Origin of the sequence: Streptomyces sp. NBC_00878 (genome assembly GCF_026341515.1) — a bacterium.
In the GTDB taxonomy this organism is placed as follows: Bacteria; Actinomycetota; Actinomycetes; order Streptomycetales; family Streptomycetaceae; genus Streptomyces.
Genome location: NZ_JAPEOK010000001.1, coordinates 9,987,923 through 10,012,284 on the forward strand (window position 1 = coordinate 9,987,923; position 24,362 = coordinate 10,012,284).

A 24,362-nucleotide genomic window follows, 5' to 3' on the forward strand; every position below is an offset into this window, starting at 1 on the left:
GCGCGGGCTCGGACTTCACGGTGTTCACGGTGTTCGCGGTCATGGTCACGCCTCGCCGTCGAAGGAGGCACGCCAGCCCAACAGGCGGCGCGAGAGGACCCGTACGGCGAAGTCGCAGGCGAGGCCGAGCAGCGCGTACACGGCGAGGCACAGCACGATGACGTCCGTACGGAAGTACTGCTGGGCGTTGCTCATCAGATAGCCGAGCCCGGCGTCGGCGTTGATCTGCTCGGCGAAGACGAGGGCCAGCCAGGCGGTGGAGAGGGCGTACCGGAGTCCCACGAGGGCCCCGGGCAGCGCGCTCGGCAGGATGACGTACCGGATCAGACCGAGCCTGCCGAGCCCCATCATCCGTGCGGCCTCGACGAGCCCGGCGTCGGTGGAACGGATGCCGCCGTAGATGTTGAAGTACAGCGGGTAGGTCACGCCGAGGGCCACCAGCGCGATCTTCGGCGTCTCCTCGATGCCGAACCAGACGATGAACAGCGGGATCAGACCGACCCACGGAATCGCCCGGAACATGCCCATGGAGGAGTCGATGACGTCCTCCCCGAGCCGGAACAGCCCGGCGAGCAGGGACAGCGACAGCGCGACCGTGCCTCCGATGAGGAAGCCCGTCGCCGCGCGGCGCCCCGACGCGGCGATGGCGCTGGGCAGTTCGCCGTTCTTGGTCAGCTCGACGGCCTGGTCCACGACGTCCACGGGCGAGGCGAGCACGGACTCCGGGAGCACACCGGTGACGGAGCCCAGGAGCCACAGGAGCACCAGCCCGACCGGTCCGGCGGCCCGGCGTACGGAACGGGGGACGGACAGGCGGCGGCGGGGGAGGTGCGCCGTACCGCGGATGGTGACGCGGGCCGGTGAGGGCTCGGCGGGCGGTTCGGGCTTCTTCAGTACCGGGGCTGTCACCCCGATCTGTTGCGTCGGCATGGCGGTTTTCCTCTCGGGACGGCAGAAGGCGGTTCGGGACTGCTCGGTGCGCATCAGGACGGCAGGGAACCGGTCGCCGCGGGGCGGTCGGGATCGGCGGACCAGGCCGACCAGGAGCCGGGGAAGAGCGTCGCGTCGAAACCGGCGATCGCGAGGGCCGCGATCTGATGGGCCGCGGTGACACCGGACCCGCAGTACACGCCGATCTCCGCCGCGTCTCCGGCACCCCGGTCCTCGAACCGCTTGCGCAGCACCTCCGGCGGCAGGAACGTCCCGTCGGCCGCGAGGTTCTCGCCGGTCGGGGCGGAGACCGCGCCCGGGATGTGGCCCGCGCGAGGGTCGACCGGCTCCTGCTCACCGCGATAGCGCTCTCCGGCGCGGGCGTCCAACAGCAGCCCCGCGACGGCCAGTCGGGCCGCCCCGTCCGCGTCCGTCGCCGGCAGCCCGCCCGGCCGGAGGACGACGTCCCCCGGCTCCGGTGCGCCCGGACCCGACTCCAGAGGCAGCCCCGCCGCCCGCCACGCGCCCAACGCCCCGTCCAGCAGGGTCACTTCCGGCACTCCGGCCCAGCGCAGCAGCCACCAGGCACGCGCCGCCGCCGTGTTGCCCAGGTCGTCGTGGACGACGACCGGACGCCCGCCCCCGAGACCCCAACTCCGCGCCGCGGCCTGCAGATCCACGAGGTCCGGCAGCGGATGACGGCCGCCCTCCGGGCTCGGCGGACCGGCCAGCTCGCGGTCCAGGTCGACGTACACGGCCCCCGGGATGTGGCCGGCCGTGTAGTGGTCCCGGCCGTGCGGGTCACCCAGCGCCCAGCGCACGTCGAGCACGACGGGCGGCTGCCCGGAGGCGAGCAGCTCGCGCAGTTCCGCGACCGTCGTCGTCACCCGGGCGCTCATGCGAGACCCTCCGCGATCGCGGGGAGCTCGGGGGAGAGGCGCAGCCGTTCGAGGAAGAGGACGACCGTGGCGGCGGCGGTGCGGTGCAGCGCGTCGTTGAGCACGTCGTGCCGGCCGCCCTTGAAGGTCACGGTCCGCACGTCGGCGTGCCCCTCGTACGCGCTGAGCGCATCGGCGAGTGGGCTCACCGTGTCGTCGGCGCCGTGCAGGGCCAGCACCGGGACCCGCACGAGATCCAGGCGCGGCTCCGGCAGGTCCGGGGTCGTGTCCAGTGCCCCGCGCCGGAAGCCCGGGTCGTTGGTGAGGCGTGCCTGGTGCGTGGGGCAGGCGGTGCGTGCCTCGACCTCGGCTTCCCAACTCCCGGACGCCCAGGGGGCGGTGGGCAGACCGGCCAGGATCAGCGCGTCGATCCCCGGGGTCTGCTCGGCGGCGAGCCGAGCGGCGTACAGGGCACCCGTGTCCGAGCCGACCAGCACCTTCGGGCCGGGCAGTGACTCGTCGGCGAGGAGCTTGGCCGCGGCGTCGAGCACGGACGGATCGGCGACCGGGTCACCGAGGGCGCGTACGCGGTAGGCGTCGAAGGCGAGCCGGCGGCCGAACCGCTCGTACACGCCCCCGTGCTCGCCCCGGCCGGCCAGCACGATCAGCGTGCCGCGGGCGGCGAGACCTTCGGGCTCGTCCCAGGAGGTGGACGGCGGGGTGGACAGCGAGGAGGGCATGAGGAAGCAACTCCCTTGTTCAGGGCAGGGGAAAGGAAGAGCGGGGCAGCGGAGGAGCGCGGGGGAGGAGCGGCGGCCCGTCCACACGCGTCAGGACAGCCGAGACACGATCAGTGGAGGGCGAGCGGGAACGCCGGTGACCGGCGGGGAATCAACGACAGCGCGCGCTGCACGCCACGCCGAAGTCGATGACTCGGCGCTGCGTCAGAAGGGCAGCGGAAGCGGTCGTGGGAACCATGCGTTCATCATGACCGGCCAGGACGGATTCCGTCCAACGACGATTCCGCATCGAAATCGATCAGCGATCGCGATCGGTGCGGGAAACGGGCTACGGTCGCCGTATGCCCCAACCTGTCCTGGACATCGTGGCGCTGCGCAGCCTGACCGCGATAGCCGACTGCGGCGGTTTTCACCGCGCGGCCCACTCCCTCGCCCTCAGCCAGTCCGCGGTCAGCCAGCATGTGCGCAGGCTGGAGAAGACGCTGGGGCGTCCGGTCGTTGAACGCGAGGGCCGGGGCACCCGCTTCACCCCGGAGGGCCGTCTCCTCGTGGAGCAGGCCCGCCGCATACTCGCCGTCCACGACGAAGCCGTACGGGTACTGCTCGACACCGAGGGCGACACCGTCACCATCGGGTCCACCGAGCACGCCGCCGACCAGTTCCTGCCCCGGCTGACCGCGGCCGTCCAGGAGGTGCGGCCCGGCTGCCGGGTGCGCTTCCGGATCGACCGCTCGGCACGGCTCGTCGAGGCCGTGGAGCGAGGCAGCGTGGATGTCGCGGTGTACGTGACGGAGGCGGCCGCCACCGAGGGGACCCCGGTCGGCGGCCTTCCGCTGACCTGGCACGCCACTCCCGGCTGGGCGCCGCCGCCCGCGCCCGCTCCGGTCCCGCTGGTCGCCATCGAGGACCCGTGCGCGATCCGCCGCCGGGCCATCGCGACCCTCGCCGCACACGGAGTAGCGGCCACGGTGGTGGGCGACGCCGGCTATCTCGCGGGGGTTCTCGACGTGGCGCGCACGGGTGTGGGCGTGGCTCTGCTCGCCGCGGTCGGGCCCGCTCCGGACGGGCTGAGCCCGTATGACGGACTGCCGTCGGTCACACCGATACCGATGAGCGCGCTGGCCCGGCCGGGCGCCGACCCGGCGACGGCCGCGGCGGCGTTCGAGGCCGTACGGAATCTGCTGCGCCCGGCGGAGTGAGCCCCCGCAGGGGGAATCAGCTCCTGGCGGAGTGACTCAGCCCTCGGCCAGCATGCGGGCCAGGACGGCGCGCTGCAGCGGACGTACCTCGGTGTGCAGGTCGCGGCCCTTGCGGGTGAGGGCGACCCAGACCCCGCGGCGATCCTCCTGGCAGACGCTCCGCTCCACCAGGCCCTCCTTCTCCAGACGGCCGATGAGACGGGAGAGGGCGCTCTGGCTCAGATGGACCCGGTCGGCGATGTTCTGCACCCGGCACGACTCGACCGAGCCGGAGCCCGTGCTCGCCTTCGCGTCCGCGCCCGCATTCGAGTTCCGGCTCGCGGCCGCCGTGCTCGACACGAGGACGTCGAGCACCTCGAAGTCACTCGCGCCCAGTCCGTGCGGATGGAGCTCGCGGTCGATCTCGCACATGGTGCGCGCGTGCACCGACAGGATGTCCCGCCACTGGTCCTCGAGCCGGGGAGTGGCCTTCTCTGCTGCCATATCCGCACGGTAACAGGAAAAGCGGCGTTTATTGAGCGTGCAACTAGTGCGGTTGCATGCAGTTGCTCACCCTGTTCAGGGTGCCTCCTGGATGAGGCCGACGCTGTTGCCGTCCGCGTCCTTCACGGACGCGATCAGTGTGCCGCCCCCGACGTCCTGGACGTCCTGGACCACCTCGGCGCCGGCGCCGACGAGACCGGCCAGGCTTGCCTCGATGTCGGCGACATGCCAGTAGGGGACGGGTCCGGTCAGGCCCTTGGCGTGGCCGTTGGGGTCGAGCCCCACCTCCGGCCCGCCCGGTGCCCGGAAGCCCACGTAGTACGCCTGGTCCACGTAGGGCTCCACACCCAGGAGCGTGCCGAACAGTGCCTTGGCCCGGTCGAGGTCCTTGACGGGGTAGGTGATCGTTTTGAGGCCTTCGGACATGACGGGCTCCTTCGCTGTCGTGGTTCCACCGGTGGTCGCCACTGGTGGTCATCACCGGTTTCGGACCGGTTTTTTCGCCGGTGGAACCACGTTATGGCCGCATGGCGCGAGCCTGCTTCTCCGATCCTGACCGGTCGCCCCGCAGAGCTGCCCGTCAGCCGGCGAAGATCTCCACCACCGACCAGACGGCGAGCCCGAGCATGCACAGCCCGCCGATCCGCTGCACGGTCTTCAGCGGTACGCGCTTGGCGATGAACCGTCCGGCCAGCAGCGCGAGCGCGGAGACCGACATGAGGGCGGCCGCGGAACCGACGGCCACGGACGCGACGCCGTTGGTGGCCGCGAGATTGGCCGTCGTGATCTGCGTCAGATCACCCCACTCGCTGATGAAGACGGCCATGAAGGCGGTCGTGTAGACGGGCCAGAAGCCGGTGACTGTCCTGCCTCCGGCGTCTTCCCCGTCGTCGTCCCCTGCGCCGCGCAGCAGCATGAAGGCGCCGAACGCGAACAGCGCGGCCGAGACCGTCTTGACGGTCCAGTCGGGCAGCAGGCCGATGAGGCTTCCGGCGCCGACGGCGATCGCGACATGCACGACGAACGCGGTGGAGGTACCGAACCACACGTACAGCGGGCGCATACGGGTGCCCATGGCCAGCGACGCGAACATCGTCTTGTCGGGCAGCTCGGCGAGGAAGATCAGCCCGAAGGCGGTGAGGATCGCCAGAGGGTCGAGATGCATACCGGGTGGCTCTCTGTGAGGACCGGGCCCCCGGATCTTCGCGAAGCGCCCTCGGCTGGGGCGACGGGAGAACCGATCGGCCCGGCATGACGGGGTGCCCGCAAGGATTCGCGGGCACATCAATGCCTGGCCGAAGGTCTCGTCCACCCGTGTGATCACGCGGGCCCGGCCACCGGGAACCCGAGGGCTCCAGTGTGTCGACGACCGGTTCGCAGGACTACTCCCCTTCGCAGTCACTCAGTGTACAGGACACCCATACGGATCTCGCATGAGCGTGCGGGCCGGGGGTATGCGAAGAGCACTCGACGCGGACGGGCAAGGGATGGTCCAGCCCGCGACTACACGAGCGGAACCCCTCATGAACGGCTCACTTCACGAAGCGACAACCTCGGACGACACGTCCGATGTGATCCTGCGCGCTCTGAGCGTCCTGGCCCACAACGGCCTGGACGGCGACGCGCGGACGCGGCTGGCGGGGACCAAGGTGCTGGTGCCGGCCTCCGACACGCAGACGCGGAAACTGACCCTGCCGGTCACAGGCCGGGCCGTCCTCGTCTTCACGTCCGAGGAGCGGATGGCGCAGGCCATGCCGGACGTCCAGTGCTACCACCTCGTACCTCTGGGCATGATTCCCGCCCACTGGCCCGGGCGCGGCCTGGCGCTCACCATCGACCCGGGTTCACCCGAGGCCGTGACGCTGTCGGCGGAGGGCGTGCACCTGCTGCTGGGCCCACCCCTCAAGGCCGCGTGAAGCGCCTCGGACTAGGGCCTGTCTGACAATTCCCGCCTGCCTCGCGACGCCATGCACGCTCCCCCACTGCCTTAAGGGCGTGGGAGGTGCCCCCACTCGCCGCACCGGGCGCAGACCCACGTACGTCCAGTACGAGGATCTACGCCCGGCACGCCGAGAGCACGCACCTGACGCCGCGAGGCCGCCCTCCGGGCGACGACGGGAATTGTCAGACAGGCCCTAGGTGGACTGACGCTTCACCAGTTCCGTCGGCAGGATCACCGCCGCCGGGTCCTCCCCGCCGATCTGGGCGAGCAGCACCCGCACCATCTCGGAGCTGATGCGGTCGTAGGGCTGGCGGATCGTGGTGAGCTCGGGGGTCGACGCGAGCGCCGCGGCGGAGTCGTCGAAGCCGCCCACCGCGACGTCCTCGGGGACGCACCGGCCCGCCCGGTGCAGCGTGCTCAGCACACCCTGTGCCATCAGGTCGGAGGCGACGAACACGGCGTCCATGTCGGGGGCCCGTTCGAGGAGCAGCTCGGCCCCCGCCTCACCGCTGGCTCGGCTGTAGTCGCCGGAGACGACGAGCCGCTCGTCGAATTCGATGCCCGTCTCGGCGAGCACCTCCCGGTAGCCCGCGAGCCGCTCGACACCGCCTGGCGTGTCCAAGGGGCCGGTCACCACGCCGATACGGCGACGGCCGAGAGACACCAGGTGGCGCACCATGTCACGGGCGCCGTCCCGGTCGTCCGCGGCCACGTAGCTCACCTTGGAACCGACGCCGATGGGCTTGCCGCACATGACCAACGGCACGCCCGCCTCCCGCAGTTGCTCGGCGACCGGATCGCCGGAGTGGCTGGAGACCAGCAGCACCCCGTCGACATGACCCGCCGTGATGTACCGCGTGAGGCGGCGCCGCTCGCCCTCGGTGCCCGCCAGCATCAGGAGCAGCGGGATGTCGTGCGCCGCCAGCGCCTGCGTACAACCGCGCAGCAGGACATTGAAGTTGGGGTCCTCGAAGAACCTCTCCTGCGGCTCCGTGAGCAGGAAGCCGATCGAGTCCGAGCGTCCGGTGATCAGTGAGCGGGCGTGCCGGTTCACGACGTAACCCGTCCTGCGGATGGCGGCGTTGACCGCCTCCTGGGCGGCGGGGCTCACGTAGTGCCCGCCGTTGAGCACGCGCGAGACAGTGCCTCGGGAGACTCCCGCCTCGCGCGCGACATCGTGAATCGTGGGCGGTTTGCGCCGGCCCCCCGAGTGGCTCATGGTCACGACTTTACGGCTCCCGACAGCAGATCGAGGCTCCAGAACCGCTGGATGACCAGGAACAGCGCGATGAGCGGAACGACCGCGAGCAGCGCGCCGGTGATCACCAGTGTGTAGAGGGCCGGGGAGTTGGCGCCTTGTTCGAGGAGGGTGAACAGACCGAGGGTGATCGGGAACTTCTCGTCGTCGCTGAGCATGATGTACGGCAGCAGGAAGTTGTTCCACACCGCCACGAACTGGAAGAGGAACACCGTCACCAGTCCGGGCACCATCATCGGCAGCGCGATCCGGGTGAAGATCCGCAGCTCGCTCGCCCCGTCCATCCGCCCCGCCTCGACGACATCGCCCGGCACGGCGGCCGCGGCGTAGATCCGCGCGAGATACACGCCGTACGGCGACAGGATCAGCGGCAGCAGGACGGACGCGTACGAATCCGTGAGGTCGGCCTTGGCCATCAGCAGATACTGCGGGATCGCGAGGATCACCGGCGGCATCAGCACGCCCGCCATCAGGATGTTGAAGATGGTCTCGCGACCGCGGAAGCGGTAGATCGCGAGGGCGTAGCCGCTGAACGCGGAGACTGTGGTCGACAGGAGGGCGCCGAGGCCCGCGTAGAGGGCGGAGTTGCCCATCCACTTCCAGTACACGCCGTCGCGGTAGGCGTTCAGGTCCGTGACGTTGTCGGCGAAGCCCGTGCCGGGCAGGAACGTGAACGTCGAGAACAGCTCGCTGCCCGACTTGGTCGCCGCGATCACCACCCACGCCACCGGCAGCAGACAGTAGATCGCGCCGATCAGGAGCGTCACCGTCGGGACGAAGGCGATCCGGCGGCGCGGCGGCGGCCCCTGGGCGGTGCCGGGCGTGGTCCCCGCGACCCGGGACGCTTTGCGGACGGCAAGAGAACTCATTGTGCTGCCTCCTGCTTGTTACGGGAGTTCGCGGCCCGCAGGAAGCCGAACGACAGGACCAGCGTGACGAAGGCGATGATCACCGCGGTCGCCGCCGCCGAGTAGATGTCACCCTTGCCGAAGGCGTCCTGGTACACCTTCATCAGCGGACTCCAGGTCGTGGACACGGAGTTGGTGAGCGGCTTGAGGGTGGTCGGTTCGCTGAACACCTGGAGCGTCGCGATGATCGAGAAGAAGAAGGTGAGCACCAGCGAGGGTGCCACCATCGGGATCTTGATCCTGACCGCGATCTGCAGCGGGGTGGCGCCGTCCAGCTTCGCCGCCTCGTACACCTCGGCCGGGATGGCCTGCAGCGCGGTGTAGATGACGATCATGTTGAAGCCGGTGCCGCCCCACACCGCGATGTTGGACAGCGCGAGATACAGCGGCCCGCCGTCCAGCAGATCCGGCTGAGGCATGCCCAGCCGGTCGAGGACGAAGTAGAAGGGGCTGACGTCCGGCAGGTACAGAAAGCCCCACAGCATGGCCGCGACGACACCGGGAATGGCGTACGGGAGGAAGATCGCGAGCCGGGTGACCGGCGCGAGGCGGACCCGGTCCGTGTCGAGCATCAGCGCGAAGAGCAGCGCGAGTCCGAGCATCACCGGCACCACGATGGCGCCGTAGCCGAGCACGCGCAGCGCTCCGTCGAGCAGTTCGGAGTCGGTGAGGGAGTCGGTGTAGTTCTCCAGGCCCGCCCAGACCTCCTTGCGGGCGCCCGCGCCCAGGCCCAGCCCCTTGACCTGGACCTTGTGCAGACTGAGCCACACCGCGTAGCCGATGGGCAGCGCGAAGAAGAGGGCGAACAGGATCGCCGCGGGGAGGAGGAAAAAATAGGGGGCGCTTCGCGCTCGTTTGAGGGTGGTGGTGGGAGACGGGTGGGCATACGGGGCCCCCTTGACCCCGTACGACTTCCGGCGTGCGCTTGTCACTCCGCTACCTCGAAGCCCTGCTTCTTGAGGTCGGCGACGGTGTCGTCCTGCATCGTCTTCAGGGCGGCACCGAAGTCCGACTTGTTCTTGGCGGCGGAGCCGAACGCGTCCTTGAACGTGGTGTACGCGACGTTCACGTTCGGGCCCCACGCGGAGGGCGCGGTGGTCTTCGCGATGTCGGCGGCCTGGGTGTAGAAGTCCTTCTGGTTCGAGAAGAAGGCCGGCGGCTCGGTGAACGCGTCACTGGTCTGCGCGGTCGTTGCGGCCGGGTAGATGCCGCTCTCCTTGGCGAGCGCGGTCAGCGCGGCGGGGTCCGTGTTCAGCCAGGCGGCGAACTTCGCGGCGGCCGACTTGTGCTTGGAGTCCGTGGTGACGGCCGTGGAGGAACCGCCCCAGCTCCCCGTGACGTTGTCGCTCTGCGACCACTGCGGCAGCGGAGCCATCGCCCACTTGCCCTTGGTGTCGGGCGCGGCGGTGGTCAGCGTGCCCGGCGCCCAGACCGCGCTGACCCAGGCGATCTGCTTGCCCGTGTTGAGCGCCTTGTTCCAGGCCGGGGTGTACATCGGCTGGTTGTCGATCGCGCCCTCCTCGACGAGACCGCCCCAGAAGTCGGCGACCTTCCGCGTGGCCGCGTCGTCGATGCCGACCTTCCACTTCTGGCCCTCTGTCGTCCACCACTTGGCGCCCGCCTGCTGGGCCAGACCGGCGAAGAGACCGGAGTCGTTGGCGGAGAAAGTGGTGAGATCCGTGTCCGGCGACTTCTTCTTCAGCGCACGGGCGGTCTCGGCGAACTGGTCCCAGGTCCCCGGGACTTCGAGCCCGTACTTCTTGAACAGGTCCTGGCGGTAGTAGAACATCATCGGCCCGGAGTCCTGCGGGATCGCGTACACCGCGTCCGAGCCCAGCGTCGTCTGCTGCCAGACGCCGTCGGCGAACTTGTCCTTCACGCCGTTCGCCTCGTCGGCTATGTCGGCGAGTGCGTCATTGCTGACCAGCGTCGGCAGGGCCTGGTACTCGGCCTGGACCAGGTCGGGGGCCTTCTTGGCCTTGTGCGCGGTGAGGATCTTGGTGACCAGCGTGTCGCCGGACGCCTGCTTCTTGACCGTGACCGTGATCTGGTCCTTCTTGCCCGGGCCCTTGTTCCACAGGTCGGCGACCTTGTCCATGCCCGGCGCCCAGGACCAGTACGTCAGCGAGACCGGCCCCGAGTCGGCCTCGCTGTCGTCGTCGTCCGAGGAGCCGCAGGCGGCAAGGGCGGTGGCGCCGAGCGAGACGGCGACCGAGATGGTCACGAGGCGGCGCAGCTTCGTGTGTGGCATGGATCTATCTCCCTGACCGTGGTCTCCGCCTGCTGCGGAGGCCTGCTCCTTTTTCTTGCGCGGCTCGCCTCCGGGGCGCTTCAGCCGGTGTCGAGGGCACGACCGTGCTCAGCCCTTCGGGCCTCCGCGCGCTCGCACCCTCGACACCGGCGCGCCCCTCCGGCTCGCCCGTGCTGCTTCTGTGAGCGTTCACAGTAGAGAAACATTCAGGACACTTGTCAATGGTTGTTGCTGTGCGGTTATGTTGGCTCCACGCAGCTGGCGCTGTCTGTGCACGTTCCCAAATGATCGATCGACCGGGAGACAATCCATGCCGGAGACCACCCCCAAGGGCCTCACCGGGCTCGCCTTCGGTGGGGACTACAACCCCGAGCAGTGGCCGGAAACCGTCTGGTCCGAGGACGTCCGGCTGATGCGCGAGGCCGGCGTCACGATGGTCAGCGTCGGAATCTTCTCCTGGGCGCTGCTGGAGCCCTCGCCGGGTGCCTACGACTTCGGCTGGCTCGACCGGCTGCTGAACCTGCTGCACGAGAACCGGATACGCGCCGACCTCGGTACGCCCACGGTGGCACCGCCCGCCTGGTTCTACCGCGAGCACCCCGAAGCCCTGCCCGTGACCGCCGACGGCACCCGCTACGAGTTCGGCTCACGCGGCGCCATCTGCCACAGCAACACGCACTACCGGTCGGCCGCCGCGAACATCACCACCCGGCTCGCCACCCGGTACGCCGACCACCCGGCGCTGGCGCTGTGGCACGTCCACAACGAGTACGGGGTCCCCGTCTCGGCCTGCTACTGCGAGAGCTGCGCCGCGCACTTCCGCCGCTGGCTCGCCCGGACGTACGGGACGGTCGACGAGGTCAACGAGGCCTGGGGCACGGCCTTCTGGGGCCAGCGGTACGCGGACCTCGACCAGATCAACCCGCCCCGGGCGACCCCGACGGTCGGCAACCCGGCCCAGGCGCTCGCCTACAAGCGGTTCGCCGACGCCACCATGCGCGAGAACTTCGTCGCCGAGCGGGACATCCTGCACCGCCTCTCGCCCGGCATCCCGGTCACCACCAACTTCATGACCGCCCTCAGCCAGTGCGACTCCGTCGACTACTGGGCCTGGGGCCGCGAGGTCGACCTCGTCAGCAACGACCACTACCTGATCACCGACGGCCGCCGTACGCAGGTGAACCTCGCGATGGCCGCCGACCTCACCCGCTCCGTCGCGGGCGGCGCCCCCTGGCTGCTGCTCGAACACTCCACGTCGGGCGTCAACTGGCAGGCCCGCAACCCTGCCAAGGCGCCGGGGCAGATGACCCGCAACTCCCTCGCCCATGTGGCCCGCGGCTCCGACGGCGCGATGTTCTTCCAGTGGCGGCAGTCACGGCGCGGCGCGGAGAAGTTCCACTCGGCCATGCTGCCGCACGCGGGCACGGACTCGCGGGTGTGGCGCGAGGTGGTCGAACTCGGCGCGTCCGTCGAGGCGTTGAGTACGATCCGCGGCACCCGCACCCAGGCCGACGCCGCCGTCCTGTGGGACTGGCACTCCTGGTGGGCGCAGAACCTCCAGTGGCGCCCCAGCGAGGACCACGACCCGCGCGAGCGCGCCGACGCCTTCTACGAAGCCCTTTACGACCGTCACCTCACGGTCGACTTCGCCCACCCGGAAGCCGACTTGTCGGCCTATCCCCTTGTCGTCGTGCCCGCCCTCTACCTGATGACCGAGGCCGCCGGACAGAACCTCAAGGAGTACGTCGAGAACGGCGGCACCCTCGTCGTCTCCTACTTCTCCGGCATCGTCGACGAACACGACGCCGTGCACGACGGCCCGTACCCGGGCCCGCTGCGGGACGTACTCGGCCTGACGGTCGAGGAGTTCTCACCGCTGCTCGCCGGTGACCGGGTCCGCATCACGGGACCCGACGGCTCCGAACTCACCGGTGACGTCTGGACCGAGTTCGTGGTGCCGCGCGGCGCCGAGACGGTGTGGACGTACGCCGACGGGCTCACCGAGGGGCATCCGGCCGTCACCCGTCACCGGCTCGGTGAGGGGGCGGCGTGGTACGTGTCCACGCGGCTCGGTGCACCGGGGCTCGACGCGCTCGTCGGCTGGGCCGCCGACGATGCGCGGATCGCGCCGCGTGCCGATCTGCCGCGGGATGTCGAAGTGGTGCGGCGGGTGGGGGAGTCGGGGACGTTCCTCTTCGCGATCAACCACTCCGGTGTCGATACGAAGGTGCCGCTGGATTCGCCTGGTACGGAGCTGCTCTCCGGCGAGCGTGCGGCGGGGCGCCTTGCGGTGCCCGCCGGGGGCGTCCGGGTCGTGCGCCTCGACGATTGATCGGCCCATTGGTTTCGCCCCCCAGCCCCCTCCCGGGGCACATCCACATCATCACGTCGAAGGGACGACGGACGACGATGTTCCATCCCAGACGCACACTCAAGGCAATGCTGCTACCGCTGGCAGCGGCCCTCGCCCTCACCGCCCTACCCCCGCAGAGCGCCCACGCGGCAAGCACCCTCACCAACCCCGGCTTCGAGTCGAACGGCACCGGCACCACAACCCCGACCGGCTGGTCGACCTACTCCGCGGGAGGCCAGACCGCGGCCTCCTTCGCGGAGGCAGGCGGCCACGGCGGCAGCTACCGCCTGACCCACTACTCGGCCTCGGCCTACAAGGTGGAGACGTACCAGTACCTCTCCGGCCTCACCAACGGCAACTACAAGCTCACCGCCTGGGTGCGCTCGGGCGGCGGCCAGAACTCCGCCTACCTCGCACTGAAGAACTGCGGTGGCTCGGAGCAGCGCACCGACATCCCGGTCTCGTCCAGTGGCTGGATACGGATCGTCACCCCCGTCGCCGTGACGAACAACCAGTGCACGATCAGCATCAACTCCGATGCGAAGGCGGGCAACTGGATCAACGTCGACGACCTGACGTTCACCTCCGGCACGGCGGGCCTGCCCATCAAGGGCTCCGACGTGTCGTCGCTCGCCAAGAGCGAGGCCAAGGGCGGCGTATACAAGAGCAGCTCAGGCGCGACCGGTGACGCGCTCGCCATCCTCAAGTCCGCCGGGCAGAACTACGCCCGCCTCAAGGTGTGGGTGAACCCCGCCGACGGCTACAACAACAAGGCCCATGTCCTGGCGACGGCCAAGCGCGTCAAGGCGCAGGGCATGAAGCTCCTCGTCGACTTCCACTACTCGGACACCTGGGCCGACCCGGGCGCCCAGTCCAAGCCTGCCGCCTGGGCCGGACACTCGTACAGCCAGCTCAGGACCGACGTCTACAACCACACGTACGACGTGCTGAACGCGCTGAAGGCGCAGGGCACCACGGCGGACATGGTGCAGGTCGGCAACGAGATCAACGGCGGCATGCTCTGGAACGAGGGTTCCACCTCGAACTGGTCGCAGCTCGCCGGGCTGCTCAACTCCGGCTACGACGCGGTCAAGGCGGTCAACTCCGGCACGACCGTGGCCCTGCACCTCGCCAAGGGCGGCGATCTGGCGGGCACCCGCTGGTGGTTCGACAGCGCGGTCTCGAACGGCGTGAAGTTCGACGTCATCGGGCTGTCCTACTACGGCTACTGGCACGGCACGCTCGCCGACTTCCAGACGACCCTGGACGACGCGGCGGCCCGCTACGGCAAGCCGGTGTACCTCGCCGAGACGGCGTACCCCTTCCGGCTGGACAGCAAGGACTCGCTCGAGAACATCATCGATCTCAGCAGCGAGCTGGTGTCCGGCTACCCGGCCTCGACCACCGGCCAGACGCAGTGGATGAAGGACGTGGCGAGCATCGTGGAGGCCGTCCCGAACGGCCGCGGCCTCGGCATCTTCTACTGGGAGTCCACCTGGACCGCGGTGACCGGCAACGGCTGGGACCCGACGGACCCCTCCTCCGGCAACGGCTGGGAGAACCAGGCCCTGTTCGGCTACGACGACAGGGCGCTGCCGGCGATGGCGTGGTTCAGCCACCGGTGACGGTCTGAAGACGTGGTGAGGGGGTGACGGACGCGCGGGCCCGCGCGTCCGTCACCCCCTCACTCCTTGCCTCACTCCCGCCAGAACGGCTCCCGCAGTTTGAACTTCTGCAGCTTCCCCGTCGCCGTGCGCGGCAGCGACTCCACGAAGTCGACCCGCTTGGGCGTCTTGAAACCGGCCAGCCGCTTACGGCAGTGCGCGATCAACTCCTCGGCGGTGACGCCCGATCCGTCCGTCACGACGAGCGCGGTCACCAGCTCGCCCCACTTGGCGTCCGGAATCCCGATGACCGCGACCTCGCGCACGGCCGGATGCGAGGTGATCACGTCCTCCACCTCGATCGACGAGACATTCTCGCCGCCCGAGATGATGACGTCCTTCTTGCGGTCGGAGATCACCAAGTACCCCTCGTCGTCGAGGTATCCGCCGTCCCCGGTGTGGAACCAGCCGCCCGCCTGCGCCTTCGCGGTCTCCTCGGGCTGGTCCCAGTAACCGTCCAGGTTGTGGTTCGACGCGGTCAGCACCTCACCGTCGACGTCCACATCGAGGCGTACGCCGAGAGCGGGCACGCCTGCCCGCCCGAGCCGGCGGGCGCGGTCGGTGGGCTCCAGGTCGTCCCACTCCGCACGACCGCGGTTGACCGTGACGAGGGGCGAGGTCTCGGTGAGCCCGTAGATCTGGATGAACTCCCAGTTCAGCTCGCCCATCACGCGCTCGATCGTGCGGGTCGGCGGCGGCGCGCCCGCGCAGACGATACGGACCCGGTCGCGGCCGGGGATCTCGCCGTCCCAGTCGGCCGCCGCGTCGAGCACGGCGTTCAGAACGGCGGGCGCCGCGCACATCAGGGTGACGCCGTGCCGCTCGACGCGGCGCAGGATCTCGGCGCCGTCGATCTGGCGGAGCACGATGTGACGGCCGCCGACCCCGGTGACGCCGTACGGCATGCCCCAGCCGTTGGCGTGGAACATCGGGAGGGTGTGGAGGTAGACGTCACGGTCGCTGAGCGTGGTGTGCAGTCCGAACACGGCCGCGTTCAGCCACAGATTGCGGTGCGTGAGCTGAACTCCCTTGGGGCGGGCGGTCGTTCCGGACGTGTAGTTGACGCTGGCCGTCGCGCTCTCGTCGGGCGCGGCCCACTCCCGCGGTTCCGTCTCGTGCAGGAAGAGATCCTCGTCGTCGCCGAGGACGAACTTGTGCTTGACGTCGAGCGTGTCGAGTACGTCCGCGCAGGACGCGTCCGCGTAGACGACCGAGGCACCGGAGTGCCGGACGATGTAGTCGATCTCCGGCTGGGTCAGGCGGAAGTTGACCGGCACGAGGACGCGCCCCCAGCCGGAGACGCCGAAGAACGAGGTGAGCAGCCGCGCCGAGTTCTGCGAGACCACCGCGACCCTGCCGCCCACGGGCACGTCCAGCTGGTCGAGCTTGGCGGCCTGCGCACGGGCGAGCGCCGCCAGCTCCCGGTAGGTGGGCTCGCCGAGACTCGGCCCCGGCTGCTCCGGTTCGTCGACGACGGCGACGCGGTCGGGATACACCTGGGCCGCGCGATCGAGGAAGTCACGGATGGTCAACGGGTAGTACACAACAGCACCTCCGGGTCGGTGATTCCTACGTACCTACCCTGCCGTTCGTACCTGCCTCACCGTTGCGCAACCGTTGCGGAATGACACGCTTGACGAGTACTGTCCAAAGCGTCTAATCAATTAGTTGCCTATTGATTGTCTGAGAGGTGGCAGATGAATCCCTTCCGCAAGGCGGTCGAGGACGGTGACCACGCGGCCGTCGTAGACCTGCTGGCCGAGGACGTCGTGTTCACCAGCCCCGTGGTGTTCAAGCCGTACGCCGGGAAGGCGATCACCTCGGCGATCCTGGGCGCCGTAGCGAGCGTGTTCGAAGACTTCCGGTACGTGCGCGAGATTGCCGACCCGGACGGCCGTGACGTCGCGCTGGTCTTCGAGGCGCGGGTCGGGGACCGTACGCTCCAGGGCGTCGACCTTCTGCGCTTCGACGCGGACGGCCGCGTCGCCGACCTCACGGTCATGGTCCGCCCGCTGTCGGCGGCCCAGGCGCTCCAGGCCGCGATGGCGGCCCGGTTCGAGGCCGTCGAGAGGGAGGCGTCGGGCGCGTCCTGACCTCCTGAGGTTAGCCTGATCTCCTGCCGCGACCAGGAGGCATACGCCCATGACCGCCCCCCATTCCGAGACGGTGGACGAACCGGCGGAACTCCGCGTGCCCGCCCGGCGGCCCTCTGTCTGGCGGGGGCAGGGGCCGGTCGTGGCGGTGGTCTCGGTGGGTGGCGCGCTCGGGGCCTCGGCGCGCTACGGGGCATCGCTCCTCTGGCCCACGTACACGGGCGGCTTCCCCTGGACCACGTTCTCGGTCAACGTCGCCGGGTGCTTCGTGATCGGCGTCTTCATGGTGATGATCACCGACGTGTGGGCGGCCCACCCCCTCTTGCGCCCCTTCTTCGGTACGGGAGTGCTCGGCGGCTTCACCACCTTCTCGACCTACGCCGTCGACATCCAGCGACTGGTCGACACGGGCCACCCCCGCACCGGCCTCGCCTATCTCGCCGCGAGCCTGGTGGCGGCGCTCGCGGCGGTCTGGCTCGCGGTGACGGCTGTACGCCGGGTCCTGGCGTGGCGGCGGCGCCGATGAGCGCTACGGGCATGGAGGCGGCATGACGAGGCTGACGGGCAAGGCTCTGCGGGTGACCGTCTTCATCGGCGAGAACGACACCTGGCACCGCAAGCCGCTGTACTCACAGATCGTCCACCGGGCACGCGCGGCGGGACTCGCCGGCGCGAGCGTGTTCCGGGGCATCGAAGGGTTCGGCGCGTCCTCGCTGATCCACACCTCGCGGCTGCTGTCGCTGAGCGAGGACCTGCCGGTGGCCGTCGTCATCGTGGACACGGAGGAGCGCGTACGCGCCTTCCTGCCGGAGCTCGACGAGCTGGTGGGGGAGGGGCTGGTGATCCTCGACAGCTGCGAGGTGATCCGGTACGTCGGCCGCGAGGATGCCGCCGACGCGCCCGGCGACACGGGCGGGAAGGGTAAGAAGTCGTTGTGAACTGGGTGTTGGTGATCGTCGGCGGCATGGTCGGCGCGCCGCTGCGCTATCTCACCGACCGTGCGGTGCAGTCCCGGCACGACTCGGTCTTCCCCTGGGGCACCTTCACGGTGAACGTCGTCGGCTGTCTGATTCTGGGCACCCTCACCGGCGTGGCGGCGGGCGGAGCGGCATCCTCGCACCTCCAGCTGCTGTTCGGCACCGGCCTGTGCGGGGCGCTCACCACGTACTCGACGTTCTCGTACGAGACCCTGCGGCTGGCCGAGGGAGGGGCTCGCTTCTACGCCGCCGCCAACGTGATCGCGAGCGTGGTCGCGGGGCTGGGTGCGGCTTTTGTGGGAGTCGCGATGGCCGAGGCCCTCTGGGTGTAGTCCCTGCTGTTCGGGCTGCTGGGCGTCGGCGTCCTCTGATCGCTCGGGGGGACGGGGGTCCGTGGGGGCCGTCTCACGCACGGTGCGCACTCTTGACAGTCACCTCCCGTTCCCCCCAGGATCACCCCCGTGAACCTGTCAGACAGCCAGACAGCTGGCTCGGTGCCGAGGCGTGTCAGCGCCATGGAAGCGGTGCTCGGGCACCTTCGTGGTGCCATTGAGCGCGGTGAGTACGCCGTGGGGGACAAGCTGCCCTCCGAGGCGGAGCTGTGCCGGCGACTGGAGGTCAGCCGGCCCGTGCTGCGCGAGGCGCTCAGGGCCCTGCAGACGATGGGGCTGACCGCGTCCCGGACCGGCAAGGGCACGTTCGTCCTGTCCAACGGACCCGTCGAGGACCCCACCTTCGGCGACTACGCGGCCAGCGACCTGCTGGAGGTCCGGCGGCACGTCGAGATCCCCGTGGCCGGCTACGCGGCGGCGCGCCGGACGCCCGAGGACCTCGACCACCTCGCCCACCTGCTGGAGCGGATGGAACGAGAGACCGACACCACCGCGTGGGTGGCCATGGACACGCTCTTCCACCTCGCCGTGGCACAGGCCGCCCAGAACCCGGTCTTCCGCCGCGTGATCGAGGAGATCCGGGACGCGCTGGCCCGCCAGTCCGCGTTCCTCAACGAGCTCGGCGGCCGCCGCGAACAGTCCAACCGCGAGCACCGCGCCATCGTCGAGGCCCTGATCGACGGCAGCGCACACGACGCGGTCGAGGCGATGGCACATCACCTCGACCGTGTCGAGACGACCCTCACCGCGATCGTGCGCTCCGAGCACACGGACGACGCGGACACCCCCACGGAAGGCGGACCCAAGGCGTGAGCGAGCAGTCCCTCGACAAAGAGACAGGGCCCACACGGAAACCGGCCGTGCACGTCGACGCCGGTGACGCGGGGTACAGCAAGTCCCTGAAGTCCCGGCATGTCAACATGATCGCCATCGGCGGAGCGATCGGCACCGGTCTCTTCCTCGGCGCCGGAGGCCGCCTCGCCGAAGCCGGTCCCTCGCTCTTCATCGCGTACGCCGTCTGCGGTGTCTTCGCCTTCCTGGTCGTCCGCGCCCTCGGCGAACTCGTCCTCTACCGGCCCTCGTCCGGCGCCTTCGTCTCGTACGCCCGGGAGTTCCTGGGCGAGAAGGGCGCGTACACCGCGGGCTGGATGTACTTCCTCAACTGGGCGACCACCGGCATCGCCGACATCACCGCGGTCGCCACCTACACCCACTACTGGGGCATGTTCTCCGACATCCCCCAGTGGGTGATCGCCCTCATCGCGCTCGCGGTCGTGCTGACCGTGAACCTCATCTCGGTGAAGATCTTCGGCGAGATGGAGTTCTGGTTCGCGATCATCAAGGTGAGCGCGCTCGTCGTCTTCATGCTGATCGGCATCTTCCTGCTGGTCACCCAGCAGACCGTGGACGGGACCACCCCCGGCCCCTCGCTGATCACCGACAACGGCGGCCTCTTCCCGAGCGGCCTCCTGCCGATGCTGCTGATCGTCCAGGGCGTCGTCTTCGCCTACGCCTCCGTCGAGCTGGTGGGCGTCGCGGCGGGTGAGACCGAGAACCCCGAGAAGATCATGCCGAAGGCCATCAACTCGATCATGTGGCGCGTCGGCCTCTTCTACGTCGGCTCGGTCCTGCTGCTCTCGATGCTGCTGCCCTGGAACAAGTACACCGCCGGGGAGAGCCCGTTCGTCACCGTGCTCTCCAACATCGGCATCCCGGCGGCGGGTGGCGTCATGAACCTGGTTGTGATGACCGCAGCCATGTCCAGTCTCAACTCCGGGCTCTACTCGACCGGCCGCATCCTGCGCTCCATGTCGATGTCCGGCTCGGCGCCGAAGTTCACCTCCGTGATGAGCCGCAGCCAGGTCCCGTACGGCGGAATCCTGCTGACCAGTGGTATCTGTGTACTTGGCGTCGGACTCAACTTCGTCGTCCCCACCGACGCGTTCGAGATCGTGCTGAACTTCGCCGCGATCGGCATCCTCGCCACCTGGGGCATGATCATGATCTGTCATCTGCAGTTCTGGCGGAAGACCGAGGACGGCGAGCTGGACCGCCCGAGCTACCGTCTCCCGGGCTCGCCCTGGACCGAGCTCGTGACCCTCTTCTTCCTCGCCTCCGTCCTGGTCCTGATGTACGCCGACGGGGGAGCGGGCCGTACGACGGTCCTGTGTCTGCCGCTGATCGTGGGGGCACTGGTCGCCGGGTGGTACGGCGTACGCCGCCGGGTCGAGTCAGTGCGGAAGTCCGGGGCGGACGCGTGATACCGGGCGCCCTGGCCGGGTACGGGTGTTCACTCGCCGAGGCGCCCGCGATCCGGGAACCACTGCACGCACCCGTCGCGCACCTCGTACGCGGCGGAGTCATCGAAGGCATCCACTACGGGTCGGTGGTCGTACTGGCCGCCGACGGGAGCGTGGAACTGCAGCTCGGGGACATCGAGGCGGCCTTCTATCCCCGCTCGGCCCTCAAGCCGGTGCAGGCCGTGGCGATGCTGCGGGCCGGGCTGCCGCTCGACGGCGACCTGCTCTCACTGGCCGCCGCCAGCCACTCCGGCGAGGAACGTCATCTCGCCGGCACTCGGCGGATCCTGGAGCTCGCCGGGCTCACCGAGGACGATCTGCGCAATGTCACGGACCTGCCCTTCGCCCCGGCCGTCCGCGAGGACTGGATCCGCGCAGGACGACTGCCGTCGAGGCTCGCGCAGAACTGCTCGGGCAAGCACGCCGCGATGCTCTACACCGCACGCCTGAACGGCTGGTCGCTCGACGACTACCTCGACCCCGCCCATCCGCTCCAGCAGGCGATCGCGGAGATCGTCGAGGACCTCACCGGGCAGGCCATCGCCCAGGTCACCGTCGACGGCTGCGGCGCCCCGCTGTTCTCCGTCTCGCTGCACGGGCTCGCCCGCGCCGCCGCCCGGATCACGACGGCACCGCCCGGCACCCCCGAGGCACGGGTCGCCGACGCGATGCGCGAACACGCGGAGATGGCGTCCGGCACCGGCCGCGACGTCGCCGCGCTGATGCGGGCGGTACCGGGCCTGCTCACCAAGGACGGCTTCGAGGGCGTACAGGTCGCCGCGCTGCCGGACGGCCGGGCCGTCGCCGTGAAGATCGCGGACGGCGCCGACCGGGCCCGCATACCGGTCACCGCGGCGGCGCTCGCCCGCTGCGGCGTCGACCCGACCGCGCTCGTCGAGTTCGCCGGGGCACCGCTCCTCGGGGGCGGCTCGGTGGTCGGGAGCATCCGGCCGGCGCGGGCACTCGATCCGCTCGCGGGACCTTCGGCGTCCTGAGGTCCTGAGAGACGTCCAGCGGACACGAGTACGTGCACTCACAGGGCCTGTTGTACGGCCCGAACCACCCTCTCCAGAAGGAAGACCCGCACCGACATGACCGTCCGCAGTGAGCACGACCTGCTCGGCCACCGTGACGTCCCCGCCGAGGCGTACTGGGGGGTCCACTCCCTGCGTGCCAAGGAGAACTTCCCCATCACGGGGATGCCGATCTCCGCGTACCCGCACCTGATCGAGGCGCTCGCCGCCGTCAAGGAGGCCGCCGCCCGGGCCAACGAGGAGCTCGGTCTGCTGGAGCCCCGGAAGGCGGCCGCGATCGTGGCGGCCTGCCGCGAGATCCGGGAGGGGAGGCTGCACGACCAGTTCGTCGTGGACGTCATCCAGGGCGGGGCCGGCACCTCGACCAACATGAACGCCAACGAGGTGGTCGCCAACCGGGCGTTGGAGCTGCTCGGCCACGCCAAGGGCGACTACGCGTTCCTGCATCCGAACGAGGACGTCAACCTCGGGCAGTCGACCAACGACGTCTACCCGACGGCCGTCAAGGTCGCCACGGTGTTCGCCGTGCGCGAGCTGCTGAAGGCGATGGCCGTGCTCCAGAATGCCTTCGCGGCCAAGGCGGTCGAGTTCCGCGACGTCCTGAAGATGGGGCGTACGCAGTTGCAGGACGCGGTGCCGATGACGCTCGGGCAGGAGTTCTCCGCGTACGCGGTGATGCTGGACGAGGACCGCAGCCGGCTCGCCGAGGCCGTCGAGCTGATCCACGAGATCAACCTGGGTGCGACGGCGATCGGTACGGGGCTCAACGCGCCCGCCGGATACGCCGAGGCGGCGCGCCGGCACCTCGCGGACATCACCGGACTGCCGCTCGTGACGGCGGCGAACCTGGTCGAGGCGACCCAGGACTGCGGGGCGTTCGTCCAGATGTCCGGGGTGCTGAAGCGGATCGCGGTGAAACTCTCCAAGAGCTGCAACGACCTGCGGCTGCTGTCGTCCGGGCCGCGGGCCGGGTTGAACGAGATCAACCTGCCGCCTGTGCAGGCCGGTTCGAGCATCATGCCGGGCAAGGTGAATCCGGTGATCCCCGAGGTCGTCAACCAGGTCGCCTTCGAGGTGATCGGCAACGACGTGACGATCACCATGGCGGCGGAGGCCGGGCAGTTGCAGCTCAACGCGTTCGAGCCGATCATTCTGCACTCGCTGTCCGAGAGCCTCACGCATCTGCGGGCGGCTTGTATGACGCTGGCCGAGCGGTGCGTTGCCGGGATCACGGCGAACACGGATGCGTTGCGGGTGACCGTGGAGAACTCGATCGGGCTGGTGACCGCGCTGAATCCCCACATCGGGTACTCCGCCGCGACGGACATCGCGAAGGAGGCCCTCGCGACGGGGCGCGGCGTCGCCGAACTGGTCCTGGAAAAGGGCCTCCTGCCCGCGGACCGCCTGGCGTCGCTGCTCCGCCCGGAGGTTCTGGCGGGGCCGCAGACCGGCTGAGGTGCTGGCGGTTCGTTGGCGGGTGCGGGCCGGTGGGGGCTGGTCGCGCAGTTCCCCGCGCCCCTAAAAGATTGCGCAGTTCCCCGCGCCCCTAGAGACTCCCCGCGCCCCTGTCGAGGCGTCGCCTCTCTGGCAAGTGGTCCCACCGGGCGGCAGTCGCCCTCCGGCCGAAGGGGACGTGTCGGGGTTTCCGATCGCAGCACGACCTCCCGAGGGCAACCTGATGGCCCGGGACGACACAGCTGCGATCGGATGCCCCGTCGCGGCCCCGACTCGACAACAAACGGCAGGCGCGTCTTTCAGGGGCGCGAGGCTGTATCGATATGCGGCTCCGCCGCGTGGGCGCGACCAGCCCCCACCCACCCGCACCCGCGGAGCGAACCGGAGCCACCCCACACCGCACCCGCGGAGCGAACCGGAGCCACCCCACACCGCACCCGCGGAGCGAACCGGAGCCACCCCACACCGCACCCGCGGAGCGAACCGGAGCCACAATGGTGATCATGAGTTCGCCCCTGACCTTCCAGCCGGTTCTGAACCGCATCGCCGCCGAGATCGCGGACGCCCCCGACCGCGGCCGCCCCGCCGACTACATCCCGGCGCTCGCGGCCTGCGACCCGCACCGCTTCGGCATGGCGGTAGCGGAGCTGGACGGCACGGTGTACGGCGCCGGCGACTGGCGGCAGCCGTTCTCGACGCAGTCCCTCACCAAGGTCTTCACCCTCGCCCTGGACCTGGCCCGCGAGGGCGACGAACTCTGGGAACACGTCGGCCGCGAACCCTCCGGCAACCCCTTCAACTCCCTCGTGCAGCTGGAGTACGAGAACGGTATCCCCCGCAACCCGTTCATCAACGCGGGCGCCCTTGTCGTCACCGACCGCCTCCACACCCAGACCGGCGACGCGGCAGGCACCCTCCTCGACTTCCTGCGCGCGGAGAGCGGCAACGAACAACTCGCCATCAACGAGGACGTAGCCGCCTCCGAGGCCACCCGTGGCGACCGCAACGCCGCGCTGGGCCACTTCATGGCGTCGTACGGAAACATCGACAACCCGGTCCCCGTCCTCCTCGACGAGTACTTCCACCAGTGCTCCATCGAGGCGTCCTGCGCCGACCTGGCCCTCGCCACCGGCTTCCTCGCCCGCCACGGCATCCGCGCCGACGGCACACGCCTGCTGACCCAGAGCCAGGCCAAACAGGTCAACGCGATCATGCTCACCTGTGGCACGTACGACGCGGCCGGCGACTTCGCCTACCGCGTGGGCCTGCCCGGCAAGAGCGGCGTGGGCGGCGGCATCATCGCCGTCGTCCCAGGTCGCTGCACGCTCTGCGTATGGAGTCCCGGCCTCGACGAACGAGGCAACTCGGTGGCGGGAGTCGCGGCCCTGGCCCGCTTCACGACCCTCACCGGCGTGTCCGTGTTCTAGCCGGTTTTCCGAGAACGTCCCAACGGCTCCGACGCAGCAGCCGCCATCCGGTAAGACGGCGGACATGCTGTGGCTGCC

24 protein-coding genes are annotated in these 24,362 nt (G+C 69.8%); 13 read left to right on the top strand and 11 right to left on the bottom strand.

Features of this window, described 5'->3' with window-relative positions:
* Nucleotides 1–45: 45 nt before the first annotated feature.
* The 3 genes from OHA11_RS43545 to OHA11_RS43555 are packed head-to-tail and all read right to left on the bottom strand — an operon-like array spanning nucleotide 46 to nucleotide 2,548.
* Nucleotides 46–930, bottom strand: coding sequence for an ABC transporter permease (locus OHA11_RS43545; protein ID WP_266506474.1), 885 nt, complete (start codon nucleotides 928–930; stop codon nucleotides 46–48).
* A 53-nt stretch (nucleotides 931–983) separates the two neighbouring features.
* Complete coding sequence (locus tag OHA11_RS43550) at nucleotides 984–1,829, bottom strand: sulfurtransferase (protein WP_266506476.1); 846 nt, start codon at nucleotides 1,827–1,829, stop codon at nucleotides 984–986.
* Nucleotides 1,826–2,548, bottom strand: coding sequence for a lysophospholipase (locus OHA11_RS43555; protein ID WP_266506477.1), 723 nt, complete (start codon nucleotides 2,546–2,548; stop codon nucleotides 1,826–1,828). Before OHA11_RS43555 ends, OHA11_RS43550 begins: the two co-directional genes overlap by 4 nt.
* Nucleotides 2,549–2,889: 341 nt before the next feature.
* Between OHA11_RS43555 and OHA11_RS43560 the strand changes: the two genes are divergently transcribed.
* The gene (locus tag OHA11_RS43560; protein ID WP_266506478.1) at nucleotides 2,890–3,747 is read left to right on the top strand and encodes a LysR family transcriptional regulator; all 858 of its coding nucleotides are present in this window, start codon (nucleotides 2,890–2,892) and stop codon (nucleotides 3,745–3,747) included.
* Between the two features lie 36 nt (nucleotides 3,748–3,783).
* Here the strand turns inward: OHA11_RS43560 and OHA11_RS43565 are convergent, their stop codons facing one another.
* The 3 genes from OHA11_RS43565 to OHA11_RS43575 form a co-directional block, all read right to left on the bottom strand.
* A complete protein-coding gene (locus tag OHA11_RS43565; RefSeq protein ID WP_266506480.1) occupies nucleotides 3,784–4,230 on the bottom strand; it encodes a MarR family winged helix-turn-helix transcriptional regulator in 447 nt (148 codons plus the stop codon).
* 75 nt (nucleotides 4,231–4,305) lie between these two features.
* Nucleotides 4,306–4,656 (bottom strand): VOC family protein, encoded by a 351-nt coding sequence (locus OHA11_RS43570; RefSeq protein WP_266506482.1) that lies wholly within the window; start codon nucleotides 4,654–4,656, stop codon nucleotides 4,306–4,308.
* A gap of 154 nt (nucleotides 4,657–4,810) precedes the next feature.
* Nucleotides 4,811–5,395: a TMEM165/GDT1 family protein gene (locus OHA11_RS43575; protein WP_266506484.1), complete on the bottom strand. Its 585-nt coding sequence runs from the start codon at nucleotides 5,393–5,395 to the stop codon at nucleotides 4,811–4,813.
* 358 nt (nucleotides 5,396–5,753) lie between these two features.
* Here OHA11_RS43575 and OHA11_RS43580 point away from each other — a divergent pair, with 358 nt between their 5' ends.
* Nucleotides 5,754–6,146, top strand: a complete 393-nt coding sequence (locus tag OHA11_RS43580) for an SseB family protein (RefSeq protein ID WP_266506486.1) — start codon at nucleotides 5,754–5,756, stop codon at nucleotides 6,144–6,146.
* A gap of 219 nt (nucleotides 6,147–6,365) precedes the next feature.
* Here OHA11_RS43580 and OHA11_RS43585 read toward each other — a convergent pair whose 3' ends face one another.
* Genes OHA11_RS43585 through OHA11_RS43600 form a run of 4 tightly spaced genes read right to left on the bottom strand, consistent with a single transcriptional unit; the run spans nucleotide 6,366 to nucleotide 10,589 of the window.
* Entirely contained in the window at nucleotides 6,366–7,397 is a 1,032-nt protein-coding gene (locus OHA11_RS43585) for a LacI family DNA-binding transcriptional regulator (protein ID WP_266506488.1), read from the bottom strand.
* On the bottom strand, nucleotides 7,394–8,299 hold the full coding sequence (locus OHA11_RS43590) for a carbohydrate ABC transporter permease (RefSeq protein ID WP_266506493.1): 906 nt from the start codon (nucleotides 8,297–8,299) through the stop codon (nucleotides 7,394–7,396). The genes OHA11_RS43585 and OHA11_RS43590 overlap by 4 nt, the downstream gene beginning before the upstream one ends.
* Nucleotides 8,296–9,270, bottom strand: a complete 975-nt coding sequence (locus OHA11_RS43595) for a carbohydrate ABC transporter permease (protein WP_266506495.1) — start codon at nucleotides 9,268–9,270, stop codon at nucleotides 8,296–8,298. Before OHA11_RS43595 ends, OHA11_RS43590 begins: the two co-directional genes overlap by 4 nt.
* Nucleotides 9,267–10,589 carry an ABC transporter substrate-binding protein gene (locus OHA11_RS43600; protein ID WP_266506496.1) on the bottom strand — a complete coding sequence of 441 codons (1,323 nt, stop codon included), beginning with the start codon at nucleotides 10,587–10,589 and terminating at the stop codon, nucleotides 9,267–9,269. Before OHA11_RS43600 ends, OHA11_RS43595 begins: the two co-directional genes overlap by 4 nt.
* Nucleotides 10,590–10,899: 310 nt before the next feature.
* On the opposite strand from OHA11_RS43600, the gene OHA11_RS43605 reads away from it, so the two are divergent.
* On the top strand, nucleotides 10,900–12,921 hold the full coding sequence (locus tag OHA11_RS43605) for a beta-galactosidase (protein WP_266506497.1): 2,022 nt from the start codon (nucleotides 10,900–10,902) through the stop codon (nucleotides 12,919–12,921).
* A gap of 77 nt (nucleotides 12,922–12,998) precedes the next feature.
* A complete protein-coding gene (locus tag OHA11_RS43610) occupies nucleotides 12,999–14,567 on the top strand; it encodes an arabinogalactan endo-1,4-beta-galactosidase (RefSeq protein WP_266506498.1) in 1,569 nt (522 codons plus the stop codon).
* 71 nt (nucleotides 14,568–14,638) lie between these two features.
* Here the strand turns inward: OHA11_RS43610 and OHA11_RS43615 are convergent, their stop codons facing one another.
* Nucleotides 14,639–16,150, bottom strand: a complete 1,512-nt coding sequence (locus OHA11_RS43615) for an AMP-binding protein (protein ID WP_266506499.1) — start codon at nucleotides 16,148–16,150, stop codon at nucleotides 14,639–14,641.
* A 153-nt stretch (nucleotides 16,151–16,303) separates the two neighbouring features.
* On the opposite strand from OHA11_RS43615, the gene OHA11_RS43620 reads away from it, so the two are divergent.
* The 9 genes from OHA11_RS43620 (at nucleotide 16,304) to OHA11_RS43660 (ending at nucleotide 24,284) form a co-directional block, all read left to right on the top strand.
* A complete protein-coding gene (locus OHA11_RS43620; protein WP_266506501.1) occupies nucleotides 16,304–16,699 on the top strand; it encodes a nuclear transport factor 2 family protein in 396 nt (131 codons plus the stop codon).
* A gap of 49 nt (nucleotides 16,700–16,748) precedes the next feature.
* Nucleotides 16,749–17,225 (top strand): fluoride efflux transporter CrcB, encoded by a 477-nt coding sequence (gene crcB / locus OHA11_RS43625; RefSeq protein ID WP_266506503.1) that lies wholly within the window; start codon nucleotides 16,749–16,751, stop codon nucleotides 17,223–17,225.
* Between the two features lie 22 nt (nucleotides 17,226–17,247).
* The gene (locus OHA11_RS43630; RefSeq protein WP_266506504.1) at nucleotides 17,248–17,637 is read left to right on the top strand and encodes a DUF190 domain-containing protein; all 390 of its coding nucleotides are present in this window, start codon (nucleotides 17,248–17,250) and stop codon (nucleotides 17,635–17,637) included.
* Nucleotides 17,634–18,008 carry a fluoride efflux transporter CrcB gene (gene crcB, locus OHA11_RS43635; RefSeq protein WP_266506505.1) on the top strand — a complete coding sequence of 125 codons (375 nt, stop codon included), beginning with the start codon at nucleotides 17,634–17,636 and terminating at the stop codon, nucleotides 18,006–18,008. Before OHA11_RS43630 ends, crcB (OHA11_RS43635) begins: the two co-directional genes overlap by 4 nt.
* A gap of 129 nt (nucleotides 18,009–18,137) precedes the next feature.
* Nucleotides 18,138–18,881, top strand: coding sequence for a FadR/GntR family transcriptional regulator (locus tag OHA11_RS43640; RefSeq protein ID WP_266506507.1), 744 nt, complete (start codon nucleotides 18,138–18,140; stop codon nucleotides 18,879–18,881).
* Nucleotides 18,878–20,329 (top strand): amino acid permease, encoded by a 1,452-nt coding sequence (locus OHA11_RS43645; RefSeq protein ID WP_266506509.1) that lies wholly within the window; start codon nucleotides 18,878–18,880, stop codon nucleotides 20,327–20,329. Before OHA11_RS43640 ends, OHA11_RS43645 begins: the two co-directional genes overlap by 4 nt.
* Complete coding sequence (locus OHA11_RS43650; protein ID WP_266507851.1) at nucleotides 20,329–21,363, top strand: asparaginase; 1,035 nt, start codon at nucleotides 20,329–20,331, stop codon at nucleotides 21,361–21,363. Before OHA11_RS43645 ends, OHA11_RS43650 begins: the two co-directional genes overlap by 1 nt.
* Nucleotides 21,364–21,459: 96 nt before the next feature.
* On the top strand, nucleotides 21,460–22,857 hold the full coding sequence (gene aspA, locus OHA11_RS43655; protein WP_266506511.1) for an aspartate ammonia-lyase: 1,398 nt from the start codon (nucleotides 21,460–21,462) through the stop codon (nucleotides 22,855–22,857).
* Between the two features lie 494 nt (nucleotides 22,858–23,351).
* Complete coding sequence (locus OHA11_RS43660; RefSeq protein WP_266506513.1) at nucleotides 23,352–24,284, top strand: glutaminase; 933 nt, start codon at nucleotides 23,352–23,354, stop codon at nucleotides 24,282–24,284.
* The last annotated feature ends 78 nt before the right edge of the window (nucleotides 24,285–24,362 follow it).

What these genes read in the sequence shown, in the direction of transcription:
- OHA11_RS43545 (WP_266506474.1), bottom strand. Translation starts at nt 930, where the DNA reads ATGCCGACGCAACAGATCGGGGTGACAGCCCCGGTACTGAAGAAGCCC.
- OHA11_RS43550 (WP_266506476.1), bottom strand. Translation starts at nt 1,829, where the DNA reads ATGAGCGCCCGGGTGACGACGACGGTCGCGGAACTGCGCGAGCTGCTC.
- OHA11_RS43555 (WP_266506477.1), bottom strand. Translation starts at nt 2,548, where the DNA reads ATGCCCTCCTCGCTGTCCACCCCGCCGTCCACCTCCTGGGACGAGCCC.
- OHA11_RS43560 (WP_266506478.1), top strand. Translation starts at nt 2,890, where the DNA reads ATGCCCCAACCTGTCCTGGACATCGTGGCGCTGCGCAGCCTGACCGCG.
- OHA11_RS43565 (WP_266506480.1), bottom strand. Translation starts at nt 4,230, where the DNA reads ATGGCAGCAGAGAAGGCCACTCCCCGGCTCGAGGACCAGTGGCGGGAC.
- OHA11_RS43570 (WP_266506482.1), bottom strand. Translation starts at nt 4,656, where the DNA reads ATGTCCGAAGGCCTCAAAACGATCACCTACCCCGTCAAGGACCTCGAC.
- OHA11_RS43575 (WP_266506484.1), bottom strand. Translation starts at nt 5,395, where the DNA reads ATGCATCTCGACCCTCTGGCGATCCTCACCGCCTTCGGGCTGATCTTC.
- OHA11_RS43580 (WP_266506486.1), top strand. Translation starts at nt 5,754, where the DNA reads ATGAACGGCTCACTTCACGAAGCGACAACCTCGGACGACACGTCCGAT.
- OHA11_RS43590 (WP_266506493.1), bottom strand. Translation starts at nt 8,299, where the DNA reads ATGAGTTCTCTTGCCGTCCGCAAAGCGTCCCGGGTCGCGGGGACCACG.
- OHA11_RS43600 (WP_266506496.1), bottom strand. Translation starts at nt 10,589, where the DNA reads ATGCCACACACGAAGCTGCGCCGCCTCGTGACCATCTCGGTCGCCGTC.
- OHA11_RS43605 (WP_266506497.1), top strand. Translation starts at nt 10,900, where the DNA reads ATGCCGGAGACCACCCCCAAGGGCCTCACCGGGCTCGCCTTCGGTGGG.
- OHA11_RS43610 (WP_266506498.1), top strand. Translation starts at nt 12,999, where the DNA reads ATGTTCCATCCCAGACGCACACTCAAGGCAATGCTGCTACCGCTGGCA.
- OHA11_RS43620 (WP_266506501.1), top strand. Translation starts at nt 16,304, where the DNA reads ATGAATCCCTTCCGCAAGGCGGTCGAGGACGGTGACCACGCGGCCGTC.
- crcB (WP_266506503.1), top strand. Translation starts at nt 16,749, where the DNA reads ATGACCGCCCCCCATTCCGAGACGGTGGACGAACCGGCGGAACTCCGC.
- OHA11_RS43630 (WP_266506504.1), top strand. Translation starts at nt 17,248, where the DNA reads ATGACGAGGCTGACGGGCAAGGCTCTGCGGGTGACCGTCTTCATCGGC.
- aspA (WP_266506511.1), top strand. Translation starts at nt 21,460, where the DNA reads ATGACCGTCCGCAGTGAGCACGACCTGCTCGGCCACCGTGACGTCCCC.
- OHA11_RS43660 (WP_266506513.1), top strand. Translation starts at nt 23,352, where the DNA reads ATGGTGATCATGAGTTCGCCCCTGACCTTCCAGCCGGTTCTGAACCGC.